Below are 16,652 nucleotides of genomic sequence, written 5' to 3'. Positions count from 1 at the left end.
CGCCATGAGGCGCCTCGTACCACACGGTGTGGTTCCAGCTTCACGAAGACCTCCTCGTCACGTTGGGCAGCCCACGCCACTGAGCGGCCGCGGCGTGGGCGGCGCCTCTGCCGTGTGCCCGGGCGGAGATCTTGCCTGCCCGGATGCGTACCGCGGCCTCGGTGGCGTCATCGGGGTCCTGGATCCCGAGGGCGGAGGCGAGGACGGCGCCCTCGTCGAGGACGAGGCGGAGGCCGGGCCAGGCGTCCGGTGCGAACACCCGTCGCAGGCAGCCGGTGAGGTCACTGATCCTGAGCCGCACGAGCAGGCCGATCTCGGCGGGATCGTCGGTCACGACGGCCACGGTGATCCGGTCGTCCGGGTGGGCGGCGCGGACGGCTTCCTCGGCCGCCGCCAGCCGGCCGGCGCCGAGGACCGCGATCACGCCGTCGGCGTCGAATCCGACCGGGTGACCGGTGACCTGATCAGGCAGTTCCGCGGGCGGCTGCCAGGCGTCCTGGGCGGGTCGCGCGGGGGTGATGTAGGGCAGGTGCGGCGGGTCCCACGTGTCGGCGAGGTCGAGGCCGGCCAGGTGCCGGCAGGCGCGGGCCACGTCGAAGGGGTCGCCGAAGCCCGGTGCCGCATCGGCCAGGTGGCCGGCTCCGGTGAGCAGTGTGAGGGCCAGCTCGGCCAGGCGTACCCGCCTGGTGTGGCGCGGCACACATGACTCCAGCGCGAGCGCGAGCAGCAGCGCCTCCAGCCTGGTGACCTCCGCCAGCACGGTGCGGCCCGGCTCGTCGTCGAACACCCCGGCCAGCGAGCGCAGCCGCAGGCTCGCGCCGGCGGGCGTGTCGCCGGTCAACGGCAGCCGTTCGAGCCAGACGCGGGCGAACGCGCCCACCGCCTCGGCCAGGTCCGGCGGCGACGGCGCCGCGGCGGCGTCCGCGTGCTCGATCGAGCCGATCAGGACCGCCAGGTAGAGCGCGCGCTTGCTCGGGAAGTTGGAGTAGACCGCGCCACGGGTCAGATCGGCGCGCTCCGCGATCCGGTCGATCTTGGCGTCGGCGTATCCGCGCTCGGCGAACTCCTCCCTCGCGGCGGCCAGCACGGCCGCTCGGGTGCGTTCCTGCTGTTGCGCCCGGGTCAGCCGGACCATTGCGCCCCCTCATACTCACATCATTCGGATGTTCTTATCACCCAGATGCGTCGGGGTGAACATGCGGAGGGTCGCGGGCAGCACCACGACGCTCGGTCCCGGCGTTCGCAGCGCCCGCGCGAGGTCATCTTCCAGGTCTGCCGGGGTGGTGCGGCAGGCGGGCACTCCGAAGGCGTCCGCGAGCGCGACGAAGTCCGGCCGGGCCAGCTCGGTCCCCGTGGCGGCGCCGAACGCGCCGGTCATGTACTCGCGCAGGATGCCGTAACCGCCGTCGTCCACGATCAACCAGGTCACGTCGAGGTGATGCTGGCGGAGTGTGGCCAGCTCGGCCAGGCCGTACATCGCTCCGCCGTCACCGCTGACCGCGAGCACCGGCTCGCCGGTGGCGGCGGCCGCGCCGAGCGCCGCGGGGAGCGCGTAGCCGAGCCCGCCCGCGCCCTGCGCCGACTCCATCGGCCGCGGCCAGGCGGACCAGGCCCAGTACGCGAGGATCGTCATGTCCCAGAAGCTCAGCGCGTCCGGCGGGAGCGCCCGGTCCACGGCCGCGAGCAGCGCCCGCTCGACCGCGAGGTCCTGCGTGTCCAGGCGCTCGGCGACCCGCCCGAGCACGTCGCGCACCGCGTCCCGCGCCGCCACGCCGCGGCCGGTGCCCGCGGCTGATCCCTGGGCGGATCGCACGGCCGGCCCACGGCCGGGCTTCGAGGCCGCTGCCTTGACGGCCGGTGCCAGCGCCTCCAGGGCCAATCGCGCGTCCGCGTGGATGGCCAGCGCCGGATGGTTGGATTCCAGCTTGCCGAGGTCGGCCTCGATCTGGATGACGCGGCCGCGCGGCCGCATCGTGTGGTAGTTGCTGGACAGTTCCCCCAGGCCCGAGCCCACGACCAGCAGCACGTCGGCGTCCTCAAGGAACGCCGTCAGATGCCGGTCCTCCAGCCACGACTGCAGCGACAGCGGGTGCTCCCAGGGGAAGGCGCCCTTCGCACCGAACGTGGTGGCGACCGGCGCACTCAGTTCCTCGGCCAGCTCCAGCAGAGCCGCCTGAGCGCCGGCGCGGGCCACGCCCCCGCCGGCCAGGATCACCGGTGCGCTCGCCCGGGCCAGCAAGTCCGCTGCCGCGGTGACGAGCTCGGCCCGCGGGGTGAGCGGTCTCGGCGCCACCCGGAGATCGACGACCGGGGGAATGTCCGTCGCGCCGAGCAGCACGTCCTGCGGGATCTCCACCCAGACAGGACCCGCGGGCGCGGTGAGCGCGATCTCCCACGCCTGGGCCAGCGCGGGCACGATCTGACCGGCCGTCCGCACCACATGGACCGACTTCACGACGTCACGGAACGACGCGGCCTGGTCGGGCAGCTCGTGCAGGTACCCCTTGCGCCTGCCGCCCAGCCCGTCCGCCGGGATCTGGCTGCTGATGCCCAGAACGGGGACGCCGGCCGCACGGGACTCCATGAGCGCGGGCAGCGTGCCCAGCGCGCCCGGGCCGGTGGACACCAGGAACGGCGTGACCGAGCCGGTAGCCGAGCTCCGGCGGGCATGGCCGTCGGCGGCGAGCGCGACGCTCAACTCGGTGCGGCAGCCCACGTACCGCAGGGCTGCTCGGCGAAGTGCGTCGAACAGGCCCAGCGCGTGCTGCCCGGGCTCGCCGAAGACCGTGGTGGCCCCCAGCGCGGCGAGCGACTCGACGACCAGGTCGCCGCCTGTCCTCACGGCTTGCTGCGCTGCGTCGGCGGGTCCCGGTGGCATGTTGTGTTCCTTTCTAGAGGACCTTGGCCAGGAAGGCCTTGGTCCTTTGGTGCTGGGGATGGGCGATCAGCTCGGCGGCCGGTCCCGCCTCGACCACCACCCCGTCGTCCATGAAGACGACGTGGTCGGCGACCTCGCGGGCGAACCCGATCTCGTGCGTCACCACGATCATCGTCATCCCGGCCCCGGCGAGATCCTTCATGACGTCGAGGACCTCGCCGACGAGCTCGGGATCGAGCGCGCTGGTCGGCTCGTCGAACAACATCAGCTTGGGCTGCATGGCGAGGGCCCTGGCGATCGCGACCCGCTGCTGCTGGCCGCCGGAGAGCTGGGCGGGGTAGTGGCCGGCCCGCTCCTCCATGCCGACCCGCCGCAGCAGGTCGAGCGCCGCCTGCCGGACGGCCTCGCGGGGGCAGCCGAGCACGTGCAAGGGCGCCTCCATGATGTTCTCCAGCGCCGTGCGATGCGGGAAGAGGTTGAAGCGCTGGAACACCATGCCGATGTCGCGCCGCTGGTCGGCCACCTCGCGTGGGCGCATCTCGTACTTCTTCCCGCCGGAGCGGCGGTAGCCGACCAGGTGGCCGTCGACCCAGATCTCCCCGCCGTCGAGCCGTTCGAGGTGATTCACGCACCGAAGGAACGTCGACTTGCCCGAGCCGGACGGGCCGAGCAGGCACACCACCTGGCCGGGACGCACCGTCAGGTCGATGCCCTTGAGCACCTCGACCTTGCCGAAGCTCTTGCGTACGGCCCGCGCGACGAGCAGCGGCGTCACGTCGTTCATACGTGACCTCCGAGTCGCCGTTCGAGCCTCGACTGGGCGAACGTCAGCAGCGTGGTCAGCACGAGATACCAGAGGCTGGCGACGATCAGCAGCGGGATCTGCTGGAAGTTCCTGCCGTAGATCAGCTGGGCGCTGGTCAGCAGGTCCGGCAGCCCGATGACCAGAACCAAGGAGGTGAGCTTGAGCATCGAGATCGTCTCGTTGGCGGTCGGGGGCACGATCACCCGGGCCGCCTGCGGCAGGATGACCCGCCGGTAGACCAGCGCCGGCCGCATGCCGAGTGCCTCGGCGGCCTCCCGCTGCCCCGGGTCCACGGAACCGATGCCCGCCCTGACGATCTCGGCCATGTACGCGGCCTCGTTCAGCCCGAGGCCGAGGATGGCCGCGGTGAACGGGGTGATCAGCGTGTTGACCGGCGCGGAGAAGAACTCGGGCCCGAAGGGGATTCCGATGCTGATCCGCGGCATCACCGCGCCCAGGAAGAACCAGAACAGCAGCTGAACCAGGATGGGCGTGCCGCGGAAGAGCCACACGTACGCGGCGGAGACCCAGCGCAACAGCGGGTTGTCCGAGAGGCGCATGATCGCCAGCGCCGTGCCGAGCACCACGCCCGCCAGCATGGCGAGCACCGTCAGCTCGATCGTGAGCAGCAGCCCGCGCATGATCGACCGCTCGAAGAGGTACCCCGCCACCAGGTCGAGCCGCAGTGCCGGAGTGGTCACCACGAAGCTGATCGCCATCGCGGCCAGCACCGCGAGCACCGCCCCGGCCACCCACCGGCCGGTGCGCCGCAGCGGAACGATCGGCTCGGTCGCGTGCTCCTGAACGTCGATCATGCGCCCGCGTTGATCGCGGCGTCCTTGAACGCCTGCGCCTGCAGGTTCCACTTGGCCAGCAGCTGGTCGTAGGTGCCGTTCGCGATGACCTTCTTCAATGCGGCCTGGACGGCGTCACGCAGCTGCGGCTTGTTCTTGGGCACGGGGATGCCGACGGGCAGCGGGTCGATCGCGCTCACCGCGACCTCGAACTGCTGCGGGGCCTGCTTCACGCTGTAGGCCAGGGTCAGGTCCAGCGCGGCGACCATGTCGGCCCGCTTGGACTGCAGGGCCTGCACGGCGCTCGCCTGGTCGGGGAAGGGCACCTTCTCCACGGCCGGCTTGCCGCCGTCGGCGCACTTCTTCGTGACGTCGTCCACGAGCAGGTCGCCGGTCGCGGCCTTCTCGACGGCGACCTTCTTGCCGCACATGTCGAGGACTTCCTTGACGCCCTGCGGGTTGCCCTTGGGCACCATGAGGGCCGACCCGGACTTGAGGTAGTCGACGAAGTCCACCTGCTGCTGGCGCTCCTTCTTGTCGAGCATGCTGGTCAGGCCCAGGTCGTAGCGGCCCGCGTTGAGCCCGCCGATGATGCCGTCGAAGTTGACGTTCTCGAAGGCGAACTCCACGCCCAGCACCTCGCCGAGGGCTTTGCCCAGGTCCGCGTCGAACCCGAGCACGGTCTTGTTGTCGGTGTCGAAGAACTCCATCGGCGGGAAGGAGACGCCGGAGGCCACGCGTACCTTGCCGGCCTGCCGGATGTCCGCGGGGAGCAGCTTGGCGATCGCCTCGTCCTTCGCGCCCGCTGAGATCCGGGTGGTGGGGGCCGCCGTGGTCTCCTCAGGCGCGGCGCAGCCGGCGAGAGCGAGTCCGCTCACGGTGAGGAGGGTGATGGCAAGTGCTCTTCTCATGTGGTGCCCGTGCCTTCCCATACAGGTGGATGGGATTGAGTGTGGGGGGCGCACTGCGGACCTTCAATCGGGGCAGACCTGAAGACGCGCCATATCCTTTGTGGGTGACCACAAAAGTGTCGGTGGAGGACCTGCTGCGCTCTCCCGCCCTCCAGCTGCGGCTGCTGGCCGGCGAGGCGGGACTGGGGCGGTCGGTGTCGTGGGCGCACGTCAGCGAGCTCGACGACCCCACGCCGTGGCTGCTCGGCGCGGAGGTCATCATGACGACGGGCATCGCGATCCCGCGCCAGGCCGCCAAACAGCGTGCCTATCTGGAACGGCTCGACGATGCGGGCGTGTCCGCGCTCGCCCTGTCGGCGCAGCTGCACGTGCCGCCGCTGCACGCTACCTTCATCGAGGCCGCAGAGGAGCGGGGGATGCCCGTGCTCGAGGTGCCGCTGGCGGTGCCGTTCATCGCGATCGCCCAAGAGGTGGCCGCGGCCGTGCAGGAGGACGCCAGTCAACGCCTCGGCGCACAGCTCCAGGTGTTCGGCGCGCTGCGCTGGCTGGCGGCGGAGAACCTCGGCACCGCGACGTTGTTCAAACGTCTCGAACGGTTGTCCGGCTATGAGGTCTACCTCTGCACCCCGCAGGGACGGCCGTTGTTGCCGGGAGTGCCGGTGCCCGATCTGGCCGTGCTCCCGTCCCAGCCGGAAGCGCCGCCCACCATTCCCGGGGGCTTCGTCCTGCCCGTGCCGGCGCCGGGCGGGCCCGCGGGCTTTCTCGTCGCCTTCGAACGCCAGGGCGCCAGGCCCGCCGGGCTGGCCGTGGTGCAGCACATCGCCACCGTGGCCGCCCTGCAGGTGGCCATGGCCCGCCACGAGCGCGAGACGCTGCGCCGCCAGGGCGCGGAAACCCTGTCCGAGCTGCTCCAGGACGTCCTCGAGCCGGCCACGGCGCGGCGGCGGCTGGTCAGGATGGGGCTGCCCGTGGACGCCGAGCTGGCCCTCCTCGTGATCAGGAACGTGCCCGACGAGGCCATTCATCGCGCGCTCGACGATCAGCCACACCTCATGCTCCGCAGGGGCGAGGACCGCTACGTTCTCGGCTCACCCGCCCTCGGCGCCGCCGTCGCCGCGCTGCCGGAGGTGGCGGCCGGCATGAGCAGGCCTTTCCCGCCGGGGGAGTCCATGCAGGTTCCCAAGCGGGAGGCGGTGTGGGCGGCGTCCTCGGCGTCCGAGTCGGGGCGCGCCCTGGTGCACTACGGCGACGACACCACCGGCAGGTGGCTGCCCGACGACCCCTGGGCGCTCACCGCGCTGGTCGAGAACGTGCTCGGCAAGGTGCTGGCGTACGACTCCGCGCACGGCTCGCAGCTGCTGACGTCCGTGCGGACCTGGATGGAGCGCGACCGGCGCACCGAGGACGCCGCGACCGCGCTGCACATCCATCCCAACACGCTGGCGTACCGGCTGCGTAGGTTCGCCGAGCTGACGGGCCGCGACCTGTCGTCCACCGCGGCGTTCGCCGAAGTCTGGCTGGCGTTGCGGGCCGGCCGCCAGCTCGGTCTCGTGGACTGAGGTTCAGCGGTGCGGTGATGATCAGGGGCTCTTCGCTCCTCAGTCGCGGGAAACGGTCTGGTCCCGGCGGACCAGACGTTTGCCGAGGCGCTGGGCCGGCGCCTCGACCAGGTGGTACGTGGCGATACTGAGCGCGATCAGGACCACGAAGAACAGGGCCAGATCCGGGACCACGTACAGCAGGAGCGGGTGCAACAGGTAGAGGGAGAAGCTGATCACGCCGAGCTGCGCCAACCAGCTCGGGAACGCCCGCCGGCGCAGCGCGTACGCCAGGGCGAAGACGCCGAACGCCAGCACGATCGCCGGCGCCCAGGCGGGATCGTCCTTGGCGGGGAGCGCGCATCCCAGCACCGCCACCACCGCGACGGCGGCCGCGCGCCAGGAGATCGTTCCCTGCTCGGCGCGGTATACGGCCGTTCCCGCGAACATCGTCGCCAGGATGATCACGCCCTGCCAGGTGCCGGCCCGGCTGCCCAGGACCACGAGCGCCAGCCCGAGCAGACCGCCCGCGGCCGCGGCCGCCGTGCGGGTCCTGCCGTGCCCCAGCACGGTCACCGCGATGGCCGCGACGACCGCCAGGCCGAGCAGCGCGGCAGCCAGGTCGGCCCGGCCGCCGATCGTCGCCCGGGGGAGCAGCAGGCCCACGGGCACGGCGGTCAACGCCAGGGCGACGGCGATCCCCGCCGACCGGTGTGCCTGCCGTACCGCGAACAGCGCGACGCTCATCAGGTAGAACGCCATCTCGTACGACAGCGTCCACGTCACGCTGATGACGGCGGGCAGATTGAGCAGCTCCTGCAGCATCGTCAGGTTGCCGAGCACGACCAGGGGCAGCGGACGCTCGCCGAGCCCGGGATGGAGCGGCAGCACGCCGGCCTGAGCGAGCAGGAGCGCCAGGCAGCAGGCGGCGAGCAGGAGGGGGAGGAGGCGGAAGGCCCGGCCGGTCCAGAAGGCACGCAGGTCGCCGCGCCGTTCCAGGGAGGCCGGGATGATGTAGCCGCTGACCAGGAAGAACACGAACACGCCCCACGTGCCCAGATCGATCCGGCGGTCCACCTCCGCCCAGACGCCCGGGATGAAGGTCCAGCCGGCGTGATGCATCGTGACGGCCAGCGCGGCCGGCCCCCGCAGGGCGTCCAGCCAGGCCAGCCGGGCAGGGGCCGCGAACATTCGTGGGAGTCTAGACCATAAAGGACGTACGACCAGCCCATCCCTTACGACCCGGCGGCCGCCTCCTGGAGCTGGAAGTGGCATGCGGCCGCGTGCGCCGGCTCGTCGCCGGACGGCTCCAAGGGCGGCACTTCGTGGGCGCACACGTCCTGGGCCTGCCAGCAGCGGGTCCGGAACCTGCATCCCGACGGCGGGTCGAGCGGCGAGGGCACCTCCCCCTTGAGCAGGATCCCGCCTCGACCCCCACCGCGAGGACGTGATCGTGGCGGCCCTGCTCCGAGCCCGGGAGCGCATCATCCGCTGACCAGGACACTCTCCTCGAGAAGGCCCGGTCGCCCCGCTCAGGACCGCCGTACGCGCTCCGCTCTCATGCGGGCCGCCATCGCCCTGGTCGCCGAACGAGGGACGGCGGCCGTCCCGATCTCCGACATTTCGCCCTCCTGGGACAGGGGCGGCTGGTACGACATCTTCCTGCCCGGCCAGCTCCGCGACGCGCCATCGAGTTCGGGCTCGCCCATGCCCGCAGGCCGGGAACGGTCCGGTGGAAGCCGATGCCGCGTCCGTCCGGCGAGCCGGGCGGACCATGGCTGACAACCCCGTCATCGAGGCCTGACCCAGACCAACCACACTTCTACCGGCAACTGGTCTACCACGACCCGGCGCACCCCTTAGCGGTGATCCTCCCGATCCGGGGCGCCTGACCCGACGTCTCCTCCCGTCACGTAGAGGAGCCGGTCATCCTGAGCGGCTCCTGCGGCTCCTGCGGCTTGCGCCGCGCCGCCGCCGACGGAGTTCGCATCACTCACGCCCTCGGTACGGTCAGGTCGGCGAACGGGCGTAGCTCGATCCGTCCTTCCCTGGCCATGGGGTGGGTGCGAGCGACCTCGATCGCCTCGTCCAGGTCGGCGCATTCGAGGAGGTCGTACCCCACGATCACCTCTTTCGTCTCGGCGAACGGGCCGTCGGAGACCAGCAGCTCGCCGTTGCGTACGCGCACCGTCGTGGCCGCTGACGTCGTAGCCAGCTCGTGGCCGTCCAGGCGCCGGCCGCGGGCGTCGTTCTCCGCCACCCACGTGTCGATGTCGGGCAGGTCGGCCTTGTCGGTGTCCGGCTCGCCGTCGGTGCAGACGAACATCATGTACTTCATGTCGCGCTCCTCCGTGGTCAGGATCTCACCCGTACGACGAACGGGCGGCACGGTTCCGGACAGGGGCGCCGCGAAAACTTCCCGCACCCGGGCCGGCCTGCCCGGGGGCCGTCAGGTGAAGGCCGGCAGCCAGTCTGGCCGGGCGAGGCGATCGGTCCACCCGGTCAGCGGCGTGACCTCTCGCGGATCCTCGACGTCGACCAGGACCAGGCGGAACCGGAACGCGCCGGCGGCGCTGCGGTCCGTGGCCCAGGCGATCAGATGCGTGTCGTCGGTCCAGGTCAGCAACCTGCCGATGTCCTGGCCGCCGGAGGGCTGCAGCAGGGTGGTCTCCCCGGAAGCGATGTCCGCCACGAAGGGGGCCGAGCCCATCTTGCCGCCGTGGGCAAGCCGGCCGCCGTCCGGGGACGCTCCGGCGGGCTGGTCGCTGCGGGACTCCTGCTCAGGGCCGGGGCGCGCGGTGCCGTCCAGGGCGTAGTACCTGCGGGGCTGTTGAGGGGAGCCGGTCTCCTCCCAGATGAGCGAGCCGTCACGGCTCCAGGACAGATCGGCGCGCATGCCGAGGGAGGCTGGGTCGCCGGGCAGGCGGTGGAAGGTGGCCCTGCCGCTGTCGGCGTCCACGATGTAGAAGCCGGTCCTCGACGTCTGCCCGCCGGATGCATCGACCAGCCCTGGGTCGGCGTTGTAGGCGGTGACCAGCAGCCGGCGCCCGTCCGGGGACCAGACGAGGCCACCGGCATCAGCACGATCGAGGTCGATCCAGCGGCGTACCGTGCCGGTGGCGGTGTCCAGCACGCCGATCCGGCGGGCGGGCAGCGACCGTTCCAGCACGGCGGCGGTGCTGCCGTCGCGGGAGACGGCGACCCATCCCCAGGGCGTGGTCCGGTAGCGGCCGGTGCCGAGGTCGAGCATGCTCCAGGAGCAGCCGGTTCCGCCCTGAGGGCAGGAGGCGTACGCGGTGAGCGTCACGCTCCCCGCGGCGACGCGGCTCTGCGGGGTGGGATGGCCGGGATCGGCGGCCACGCTGGACGGGGTGATCACGCTGGTGGCGATCTGGCCGTCGTCCCGGCCGTCGAGGGACGGCACGGTGATCGTGCCCGCGGTGACGGCGGCGATCATGGCCACCGCGGCGGTGGTGGCGGTGGTGATGCGCCTTCGGGTGCGCTGCCGCCAGGCGCGCTGCGCCAGACCGGCCGGGACCACGGCCTGGTCGGCGACCGCGGTGAGCGTGTTCTTCACGAGCTCGTCAGTGGTCATGTCGTGGGTCCTCTCAAGCCTTCGAGCGGATGTGCAGGTCCCGTAGCTCGGGACAGAGCTGCAGGAGCCGGGCCAGGGCGCGGTGCGCGGTGCTGCGTACCGTGCCGACGGTGCACCCGAGCGTGTCCGCCACGACGGACTCGGAGCAGTCCTCGAAGTAACGCAGCACGAGCACGGCCCGTTGTCTGGCGGTCAATTTGCCGAGCGCCTTGTGGACGATGACTTTGAGCTCCACGGCATGGGTGTCGTCCGTGCCCGGCCGGTCGGGGATGTCCGGGACCGCGTATTCTCTCCGCCGCCGCCACCAGGAAATCTGCTGCCGGTACATCACCTGCCTGAGGTAACGGTCGGGGTCGTCGATCCGGCCCCACTTGAGCGCCGTCTTGGCGAGGCTGGTCTGCAGCAGGTCCTCGGCGGCGTGCTGGTCTCCGGCGGTCAGCAGGTACGCCAGCCGCATGAACGTCGGAGACCGCGCCGTCACGAACTCATGGAACTCTTGCCGGTGCGCCGAATTCACGCTCGCCTCCAGATGATCGTCGTGATGGTTCGATGTCGCCCCGCGCCGCTCACGGCGCCGGTGTGGCGCCGCTGAAAACGGTCCGGGAGGCAGGGAGGCCGGCGCCGATCAGCTGGGTGACGGTCACGAAGTGGTAGCCGCGGGCGGAGAGCGTCCGCAGGATCCGCGGGATCGCCTCCACCGTGGTCGGGTGGATGTCGTGGAACAGCATGACCGCGCCGGGCCGGGCCGCCGACAGCGCCGCCCGGGTCACCCGCGCCGCGTCCCGGTGTTTCCAGTCCAGCGTGTCCACGCTCCACAGGACGAGCGGGTGCGGGGTCTGCGCGCGCACGGTCGCGTTGACCGCCCCGTACGGGGGCCGGACGATCACCGGGGCGACTCCCGACGCCTGCTTGATGGCCTCGTCGGTACGGCGCAGGTCGTCGCGTACCTGGGACGCGGACAGCCTGGTGAGATCGCGGTGCGACCAGCTGTGGTTGCCCAGCTCGTGCCCGGCCAGGGCGGTCCGGCGGACCAGGTCCGGGCTCGCCGCGACGTTCCGGCCCACGACGAAGAACGTGGCGCGGGCATGGTGGTCTGCCAACCGGTCGAGCAGCGTCTGGGTATACGGGCCGGGTCCGTCGTCGAACGTCAGGGCGACGCACCTGACCTCGTGGCAGTCGACCACGGTGCCCTCGGCCTGAGCCGGGACCGAAGGGGTCGGGGTGGCCGCGCCGTCATGCGCCGGGCCCGAAGGGGTCGGGGCGGGGGAGGCCGCGCCGTCCAGCCGTAGCTCCCGATCGGGCCGCATGACCTGCCGCTGCGCCCTGCGGCCGAAGCCGGACAGCAGGGGGCGTGCGGTGGCGGCCGGAATCGCGATCCACACCTGCCCCGCGGCCCCAGGGCCCGCCACGCCCTCGTCGAACGTCACTACCAGGTCCCCGCGGGCGGTGAACGCCACGTCGTCGACGTCGCCGCTGCGCAGGGCGGCGGCGGCCATCCGGGTGTCCGATCCCCGGCTGCGCCAGGACGTGGTGCCGAGCTCGTCGATCGCGGCCGGGGTGATGAGCGCGGATGCCGACAGGTCGCGGCCGGTCTTGGCGTCGTACCACCGCGTGGTCGTGGACAGGCCGTCGCCGGCGCCGCCGAGCCACCACTGCGAGTAGCGCACCCCGATGACGTCTCCCGAGGCGACCAGGAACGCGAAATCCAGGTTCAGCTCTGGGCCCGGGACATCCGGGGAGGCGGCACAATCGTCCGACGGCGCTCCGCCGAGGAAGGCGGAGCGCCGGGCCTCCACGAAGCGGCGCAGCGCCGCCGTGAACGGCTCCGCGCCCGGCACCTGCGGGTAGGCGATCGACCACGCGCAACGCCGGTCGTTGCTGGTGTCACGGACGACCCGCAACCCCCGGATCCACGTCGGCGAGACGGTCGCGATCGCAGGGGTCTTGTCCGCCGCGACGGTGGCATGGACGGTCGTGCGCGTGTCCGCCGCATCCGTGGTCGGACCGCAGGCCGCCGTCGTCATCAGCAGGGCGGCGACGGCCGGCCACCAGGTCATGGGTATGGGTGTAGATCTCACGGCGGTCCTTCATGAACTAGTACAAATCACGCATCAGGGCGGTCATCAGGTAGATGCACGTTCCCTGCTGCTTGTTCGGGCCTTGTTGGCCTGTCATAAGGACGCGCCAGGGTGGGGGCATCTTTGCGACCGAAATTCGCGGATGTCCCTCGATCAGGAGGTGAAGGGCGGGAGGTCGCCGGTGCTGATGCGGGTGCGGGCCTGCCGGCACCCCTGCTGGAAGCTGCTCAGGCGACTGCGGATCCGCTCCGGCGAGAGCCGGGGGATGGGGGCGACGCCTCGGGGCGCGGACGTGGTTTCCGCCGTGCCGGGCACCAGATTGGCCTTGGGTACGCGTTTGGGCAGGCCGGACGTGGTGGCGCCGGCATCGGACGGGGTGGCCGCGGCCTCGGCGGCGCTCCAGCCGGCGTCGGCCTTGGCCGAGCTCCACGTCGCTCCGCCGGCGTTGCCGCGCTCGAACCAGGCGGACTGGACCTGCGCGAAGATCGGCAGGTAGTCGTCGTCCCCGGCCGAGCCGGGCCGGACGGCCGGAATCGGGCCGGTAACGGACGCCGCGTCGGTGCGTGTGACGGCGGTCGGGCCGGTGACGGACGCCGTGTCCGGGCGTGTGACGGGGATCGGGCCGGTGGCCGTTCGGCCGCGGCGGGGCACGGGGAGGACGGGGTCGGTGGCGAAGGACGGCCAGTCGGTGGCGGAGGGTGCGGACCGGCTGGGACGGGCGGCGCTGTCCCAGAAGCCTGATGGCGGTGGGGTCTGGATCGTGGAATATGCGGGCACGGGGGCGTGCAGCAGCGCGTCGGGCAGCACCACCACGGCGATCAGGCCGCCCGTCTCATGCGGGCGCAGTTGTACGCGAATGCCGTGACGGTAGGCCAGCCGCGCCACCACATACAGCCCCATGCGGCGCGAGACCGACACGTCCACCTCGGGCACGCGGGCCAGCCGCTCATTGGCCTGCACCAGCTCGTCATGGGTCATGCCGATGCCGGTGTCGGTGACCGACACCATGATGCCGCCGTCGATCCTGCCGGTGGAGACGAGCACGCGGGTGTCGCGCGACGAGAAGGACAGAGCGTTCTCGATCAGCTCCGCCAGCAGGTGGACCGTGTCGTTGACGGCCGGACCGGCGATCGCGCCGTTCACGGCGATCTCGACGGCGACGCGCTGGTAGCCCTCCACCTCCGACAGGGCGGCGCGGACGACGTCGGTCAGGCCGACGGGATGGTTCCATCGCCTGGGTGGTTCCTGACCGGCCAGGATGAGCAGGCTCTCGTTGTTACGCCGCATGCGCGTGGCCAGGTGGTCGAGCGCGAAGAAGTCGGCCAGCCGCCGCTCGTCCAGCTCGCCCTGCTCGAGCCCGTCGATGAGCTTGATCTGCCGCTGGACCAGCGTCTGGCTGCGTCTGGACAGGTTGACGAACATGGCGTTGATGTTCGCGCGCAGCCGGGACTCCTCGCCGGCCAGCCGGATGGCCTCGCGGTGCACCTCGTCGAAGGCCCTGGCGACCTCCCCGACCTCGTCACAGGAGTCGACGGCGATGGGCGCGACGGTGAGAGTCGACTCGTCTCCGGTTTCGCGCAGCCGGCGCACCGTCCTGGGCAACCGGATGCCCGCGATGTCCAGGGCCTCCCTGCGCAACCTGCGGAGGGGACTGACCAGGGACTGGGCCACGAAGGTGGTGATCAGCAGTACGAGCAGCAGGAGCAGCAGGATGTAGGTGGCGGCCACGACGGCGTCGCGGCGCGCGGCGTCCTCCAGCGCCCTGCTCTGCACGATGATCGACGCCCCGAGCCGCTTCTGGACCGTCCACATGCCGTCGACGGTCCCGCTCATCGCCGCGAACCAGAAGCCGGCGTCCTCGCCGCTCTCCGGGGCGATGTCGATGGGACCGCTCTGCCCGGCTTGCGCGAGGGCACGCAGCCGGATCACCTCGGCCCGGTCGACCAGGGTGCCGGTGACGGTGTCGTCGTACGCCTGCCGCTCCTGCAGCGTGGCCACCGACCGGAAGACCTCCAGCTCGCTGTCCTGCTGCGCCCGGGCGGCCATGAACCGGTCGAGCTCACCGCTCTGGAACCGGCCCGCCGAGGCCACCGCCGCGAGCAGGCCGCGCTGCTGTGACGCGGCCTCGTGTGCTTTGGCCAGCGCAGACAGTGCGCGGACGCCCGTGGCCAGCGCCTCGTCCTCGCCGCCTTGGCCGATCTCGCCGTGGAACTGCTGGAAGGCGCCGATGATCTGGGCGTACCTCGTGAGCGTGGGGAGTGCGAGCACCTCGGTCTTCAGTACGGTGGTGCGGGCCGCGGCGATCTCGGGCAGGCGGGTGAGGATCTGGCGGCTGAGCGTCCATGCGCTCTCCCCGTGGTCGGTGGTCATCGCGGCGGCCTTCGTACGCATGCCGGCGGCGGCCCTGTCGACGACGGCGAACTGCGCGCGCAGCGGCTCCTCCCGCTCCGGCGTGCGGCCGGCGGCGATGTAATGCATCGCCAGGTCCCGCTCGAGCGCGAGCTGATGGGCGACCTCGGTGACCGAGGCGCTGAGCTCGGCCTTTTCCAGAATGCGGTGGTATTGGCCGGCTGCGTTCCATGAAGCGATGACCTGCTGCGCCCCCACCAGAACGCCCAGCGTGGTCGGGATGAGAATCAGCGCGATCAACCGCGAACGCACCTTCAAATCGCGAAGCCGGAATCGGCGACGGCGTGCGCTCTTCGTCCGGTTATGCACTGGTTTGGAGGCTAAGGGAGGGCTGGAGGGACGAATGTCCACAGTCGCCGGATTCACCCACTAGCTCCCTCGCAACGAAAACACGTCTTGGTACGGGAGGTGCCTCGTGCACCCCGTTGGGCACGAAGAGTAATTTGAGCATACCGGGACGGGATGGACTAGTCTCGCTGCACTTACAAAACATCTGACTTTTCCGAAAATATCCGATTGACCTCATATTTCGGACATGTTGTGCAAGAGGTGACGATCGACTGAGCCGTTAATCAGGACATTTCTTGGCAGTCGTCCTGGCGGGTGCTGTAAGATCACCGCCCGGCCTTTCGACGCTTGACCCGCTCAAGGGAGAACTCATGGAATCGGGGCCTGCTTTGCGGGCTTGGCTGGCGGTGCTCGGCACGATCCTCGTGACCGCGGCGTGCACCGGCGTGGCCACCGGACCGGCCCCGCCCAGTGGCCTGGAGAAGACCTCGCTGCTCATCGGCATCAGCCCCACGCCGTCCTCCGCGGGGGTGTTCATCGCCGACCGCAAGGGTTTCTTCAAGGAAGAGGGCCTGACCGTCACGATGGAGACCATTCAGGCGCCGCAGGCGGTGATGCCCAGGATCCTCAACGGCGACATCGACGTCTTCAAGGGCAGCTACGTCTCGCTCATCAACGTCCAAGGCAGCGGCACGGCGCGGCTGAAGATCCTTTATGATGCCCTGCAGGCCTCGCCGGGCATCGCCGGCGTCGTGGTGCCGCAGGATTCGGAGTTGCAGAAGGCCCAGGACCTCAAGGACAAGACGATCGCCGTCAACTCGCTCAACAACCTCGGCACGATGTCGGTGAGCGCGCATCTGAAGCCCTATGGGCTGACGCCTGAGCAGGTGAAGTTCGTCGTCGTGGACTTCCAGAGCCAACTGGTCGCGCTCAAGAACAAGCAGGTGGACGCGGCGTGGATGGTGGAGCCGTTCCTGTCCAGCGCCCAGAACGCCGGGGTGCGGCTGCTGCTGGACACCAACACCGGACCGACCGACAAGTTGCCGATCGACGGGTGGGCCGCGACGGAGGACTGGGTGCGCAGACATCCCAAGACCGCGGCCGCCTTCCAGCGAGCGCTGGCCAAGGGGCAGGCGCTGGCCGCGAGCGACCGCGTCCTGCTGGCCGAGACCGTCGCCAGCTACACCCAGACGCCCAAGGAAGCGGCGATGACCATGGCGATGGGGACCTTCCCCACTTCGCTCAACGCCACCCGCATCCAGCGTGTCTCCGATTTGATGTTCGAGTTCGGCTACCTCAAGAACGAGGTCGACGTCGCGTCGATGGTGGCCGCCGGTCCCGGCCGGTAGCCGCGAG

General features: G+C 71.0%; 15 protein-coding genes. 2 read left to right on the top strand and 13 right to left on the bottom strand.

The annotated features are described in order from the left end of the window. Positions 1–40 precede the first annotated feature (40 nt). From ACTWPT_RS37025 to ACTWPT_RS37005, 5 genes are read right to left on the bottom strand one after another with little or no spacing between them, the layout of a single operon-like run. The gene (locus tag ACTWPT_RS37025; RefSeq protein WP_443182173.1) at positions 41–1,135 is read right to left on the bottom strand and encodes a TetR/AcrR family transcriptional regulator; all 1,095 of its coding nucleotides are present in this window, start codon (positions 1,133–1,135) and stop codon (positions 41–43) included. Between the two features lie 15 nt (positions 1,136–1,150). Beyond that, positions 1,151–2,878, bottom strand: a complete 1,728-nt coding sequence (locus tag ACTWPT_RS37020) for a thiamine pyrophosphate-binding protein (protein WP_443182172.1) — start codon at positions 2,876–2,878, stop codon at positions 1,151–1,153. 13 nt (positions 2,879–2,891) lie between these two features. After that, positions 2,892–3,662: an amino acid ABC transporter ATP-binding protein gene (locus ACTWPT_RS37015; RefSeq protein ID WP_443182171.1), complete on the bottom strand. Its 771-nt coding sequence runs from the start codon at positions 3,660–3,662 to the stop codon at positions 2,892–2,894. Further along, entirely contained in the window at positions 3,659–4,498 is an 840-nt protein-coding gene (locus ACTWPT_RS37010; protein WP_443182170.1) for an amino acid ABC transporter permease, read from the bottom strand. The genes ACTWPT_RS37015 and ACTWPT_RS37010 overlap by 4 nt, the downstream gene beginning before the upstream one ends. Further along, a complete protein-coding gene (locus ACTWPT_RS37005) occupies positions 4,495–5,355 on the bottom strand; it encodes an ABC transporter substrate-binding protein (RefSeq protein ID WP_443182169.1) in 861 nt (286 codons plus the stop codon). Before ACTWPT_RS37005 ends, ACTWPT_RS37010 begins: the two co-directional genes overlap by 4 nt. A gap of 137 nt (positions 5,356–5,492) precedes the next feature. Here ACTWPT_RS37005 and ACTWPT_RS37000 point away from each other — a divergent pair, with 137 nt between their 5' ends. Then, a complete protein-coding gene (locus ACTWPT_RS37000; RefSeq protein WP_443182168.1) occupies positions 5,493–6,947 on the top strand; it encodes a PucR family transcriptional regulator in 1,455 nt (484 codons plus the stop codon). A gap of 39 nt (positions 6,948–6,986) precedes the next feature. On the opposite strand, the gene ACTWPT_RS36995 is transcribed toward ACTWPT_RS37000, so the two are convergent. The 8 genes from ACTWPT_RS36995 to ACTWPT_RS36960 form a co-directional block, all read right to left on the bottom strand. Continuing rightward, positions 6,987–8,117, bottom strand: a complete 1,131-nt coding sequence (locus ACTWPT_RS36995) for an acyltransferase family protein (RefSeq protein ID WP_443182167.1) — start codon at positions 8,115–8,117, stop codon at positions 6,987–6,989. A gap of 44 nt (positions 8,118–8,161) precedes the next feature. Then, positions 8,162–8,344: an oligopeptide/dipeptide ABC transporter ATP-binding protein gene (locus ACTWPT_RS36990; protein ID WP_443182186.1), complete on the bottom strand. Its 183-nt coding sequence runs from the start codon at positions 8,342–8,344 to the stop codon at positions 8,162–8,164. 114 nt (positions 8,345–8,458) lie between these two features. Then, complete coding sequence (locus ACTWPT_RS36985) at positions 8,459–8,635, bottom strand: hypothetical protein (RefSeq protein WP_443182166.1); 177 nt, start codon at positions 8,633–8,635, stop codon at positions 8,459–8,461. Between the two features lie 284 nt (positions 8,636–8,919). Beyond that, positions 8,920–9,351 (bottom strand): YciI family protein, encoded by a 432-nt coding sequence (locus ACTWPT_RS36980; protein ID WP_443182165.1) that lies wholly within the window; start codon positions 9,349–9,351, stop codon positions 8,920–8,922. 24 nt (positions 9,352–9,375) lie between these two features. Then, a complete protein-coding gene (locus tag ACTWPT_RS36975) occupies positions 9,376–10,521 on the bottom strand; it encodes a hypothetical protein (protein WP_443182164.1) in 1,146 nt (381 codons plus the stop codon). 13 nt (positions 10,522–10,534) lie between these two features. After that, positions 10,535–11,038 carry a SigE family RNA polymerase sigma factor gene (locus tag ACTWPT_RS36970; RefSeq protein WP_443182163.1) on the bottom strand — a complete coding sequence of 168 codons (504 nt, stop codon included), beginning with the start codon at positions 11,036–11,038 and terminating at the stop codon, positions 10,535–10,537. A 49-nt stretch (positions 11,039–11,087) separates the two neighbouring features. Then, the gene (locus tag ACTWPT_RS36965) at positions 11,088–12,578 is read right to left on the bottom strand and encodes a polysaccharide deacetylase family protein (RefSeq protein ID WP_443182162.1); all 1,491 of its coding nucleotides are present in this window, start codon (positions 12,576–12,578) and stop codon (positions 11,088–11,090) included. Positions 12,579–12,752: 174 nt separating this feature from the next. Next, positions 12,753–15,248 carry a nitrate- and nitrite sensing domain-containing protein gene (locus tag ACTWPT_RS36960; protein WP_443182161.1) on the bottom strand — a complete coding sequence of 832 codons (2,496 nt, stop codon included), beginning with the start codon at positions 15,246–15,248 and terminating at the stop codon, positions 12,753–12,755. A 419-nt stretch (positions 15,249–15,667) separates the two neighbouring features. On the opposite strand from ACTWPT_RS36960, the gene ACTWPT_RS36955 reads away from it, so the two are divergent. Continuing rightward, the gene (locus ACTWPT_RS36955) at positions 15,668–16,645 is read left to right on the top strand and encodes an ABC transporter substrate-binding protein (protein WP_443182160.1); all 978 of its coding nucleotides are present in this window, start codon (positions 15,668–15,670) and stop codon (positions 16,643–16,645) included. Positions 16,646–16,652 lie beyond the last annotated feature (7 nt).

This window comes from Nonomuraea sp. 3N208, assembly GCF_052245935.1.
Classification (GTDB): Bacteria; Actinomycetota; Actinomycetes; order Streptosporangiales; family Streptosporangiaceae; genus Nonomuraea.
Note: the sequence above shows the minus strand (reverse complement) of the source record. Positions and strands in the feature narration are given on the sequence as shown.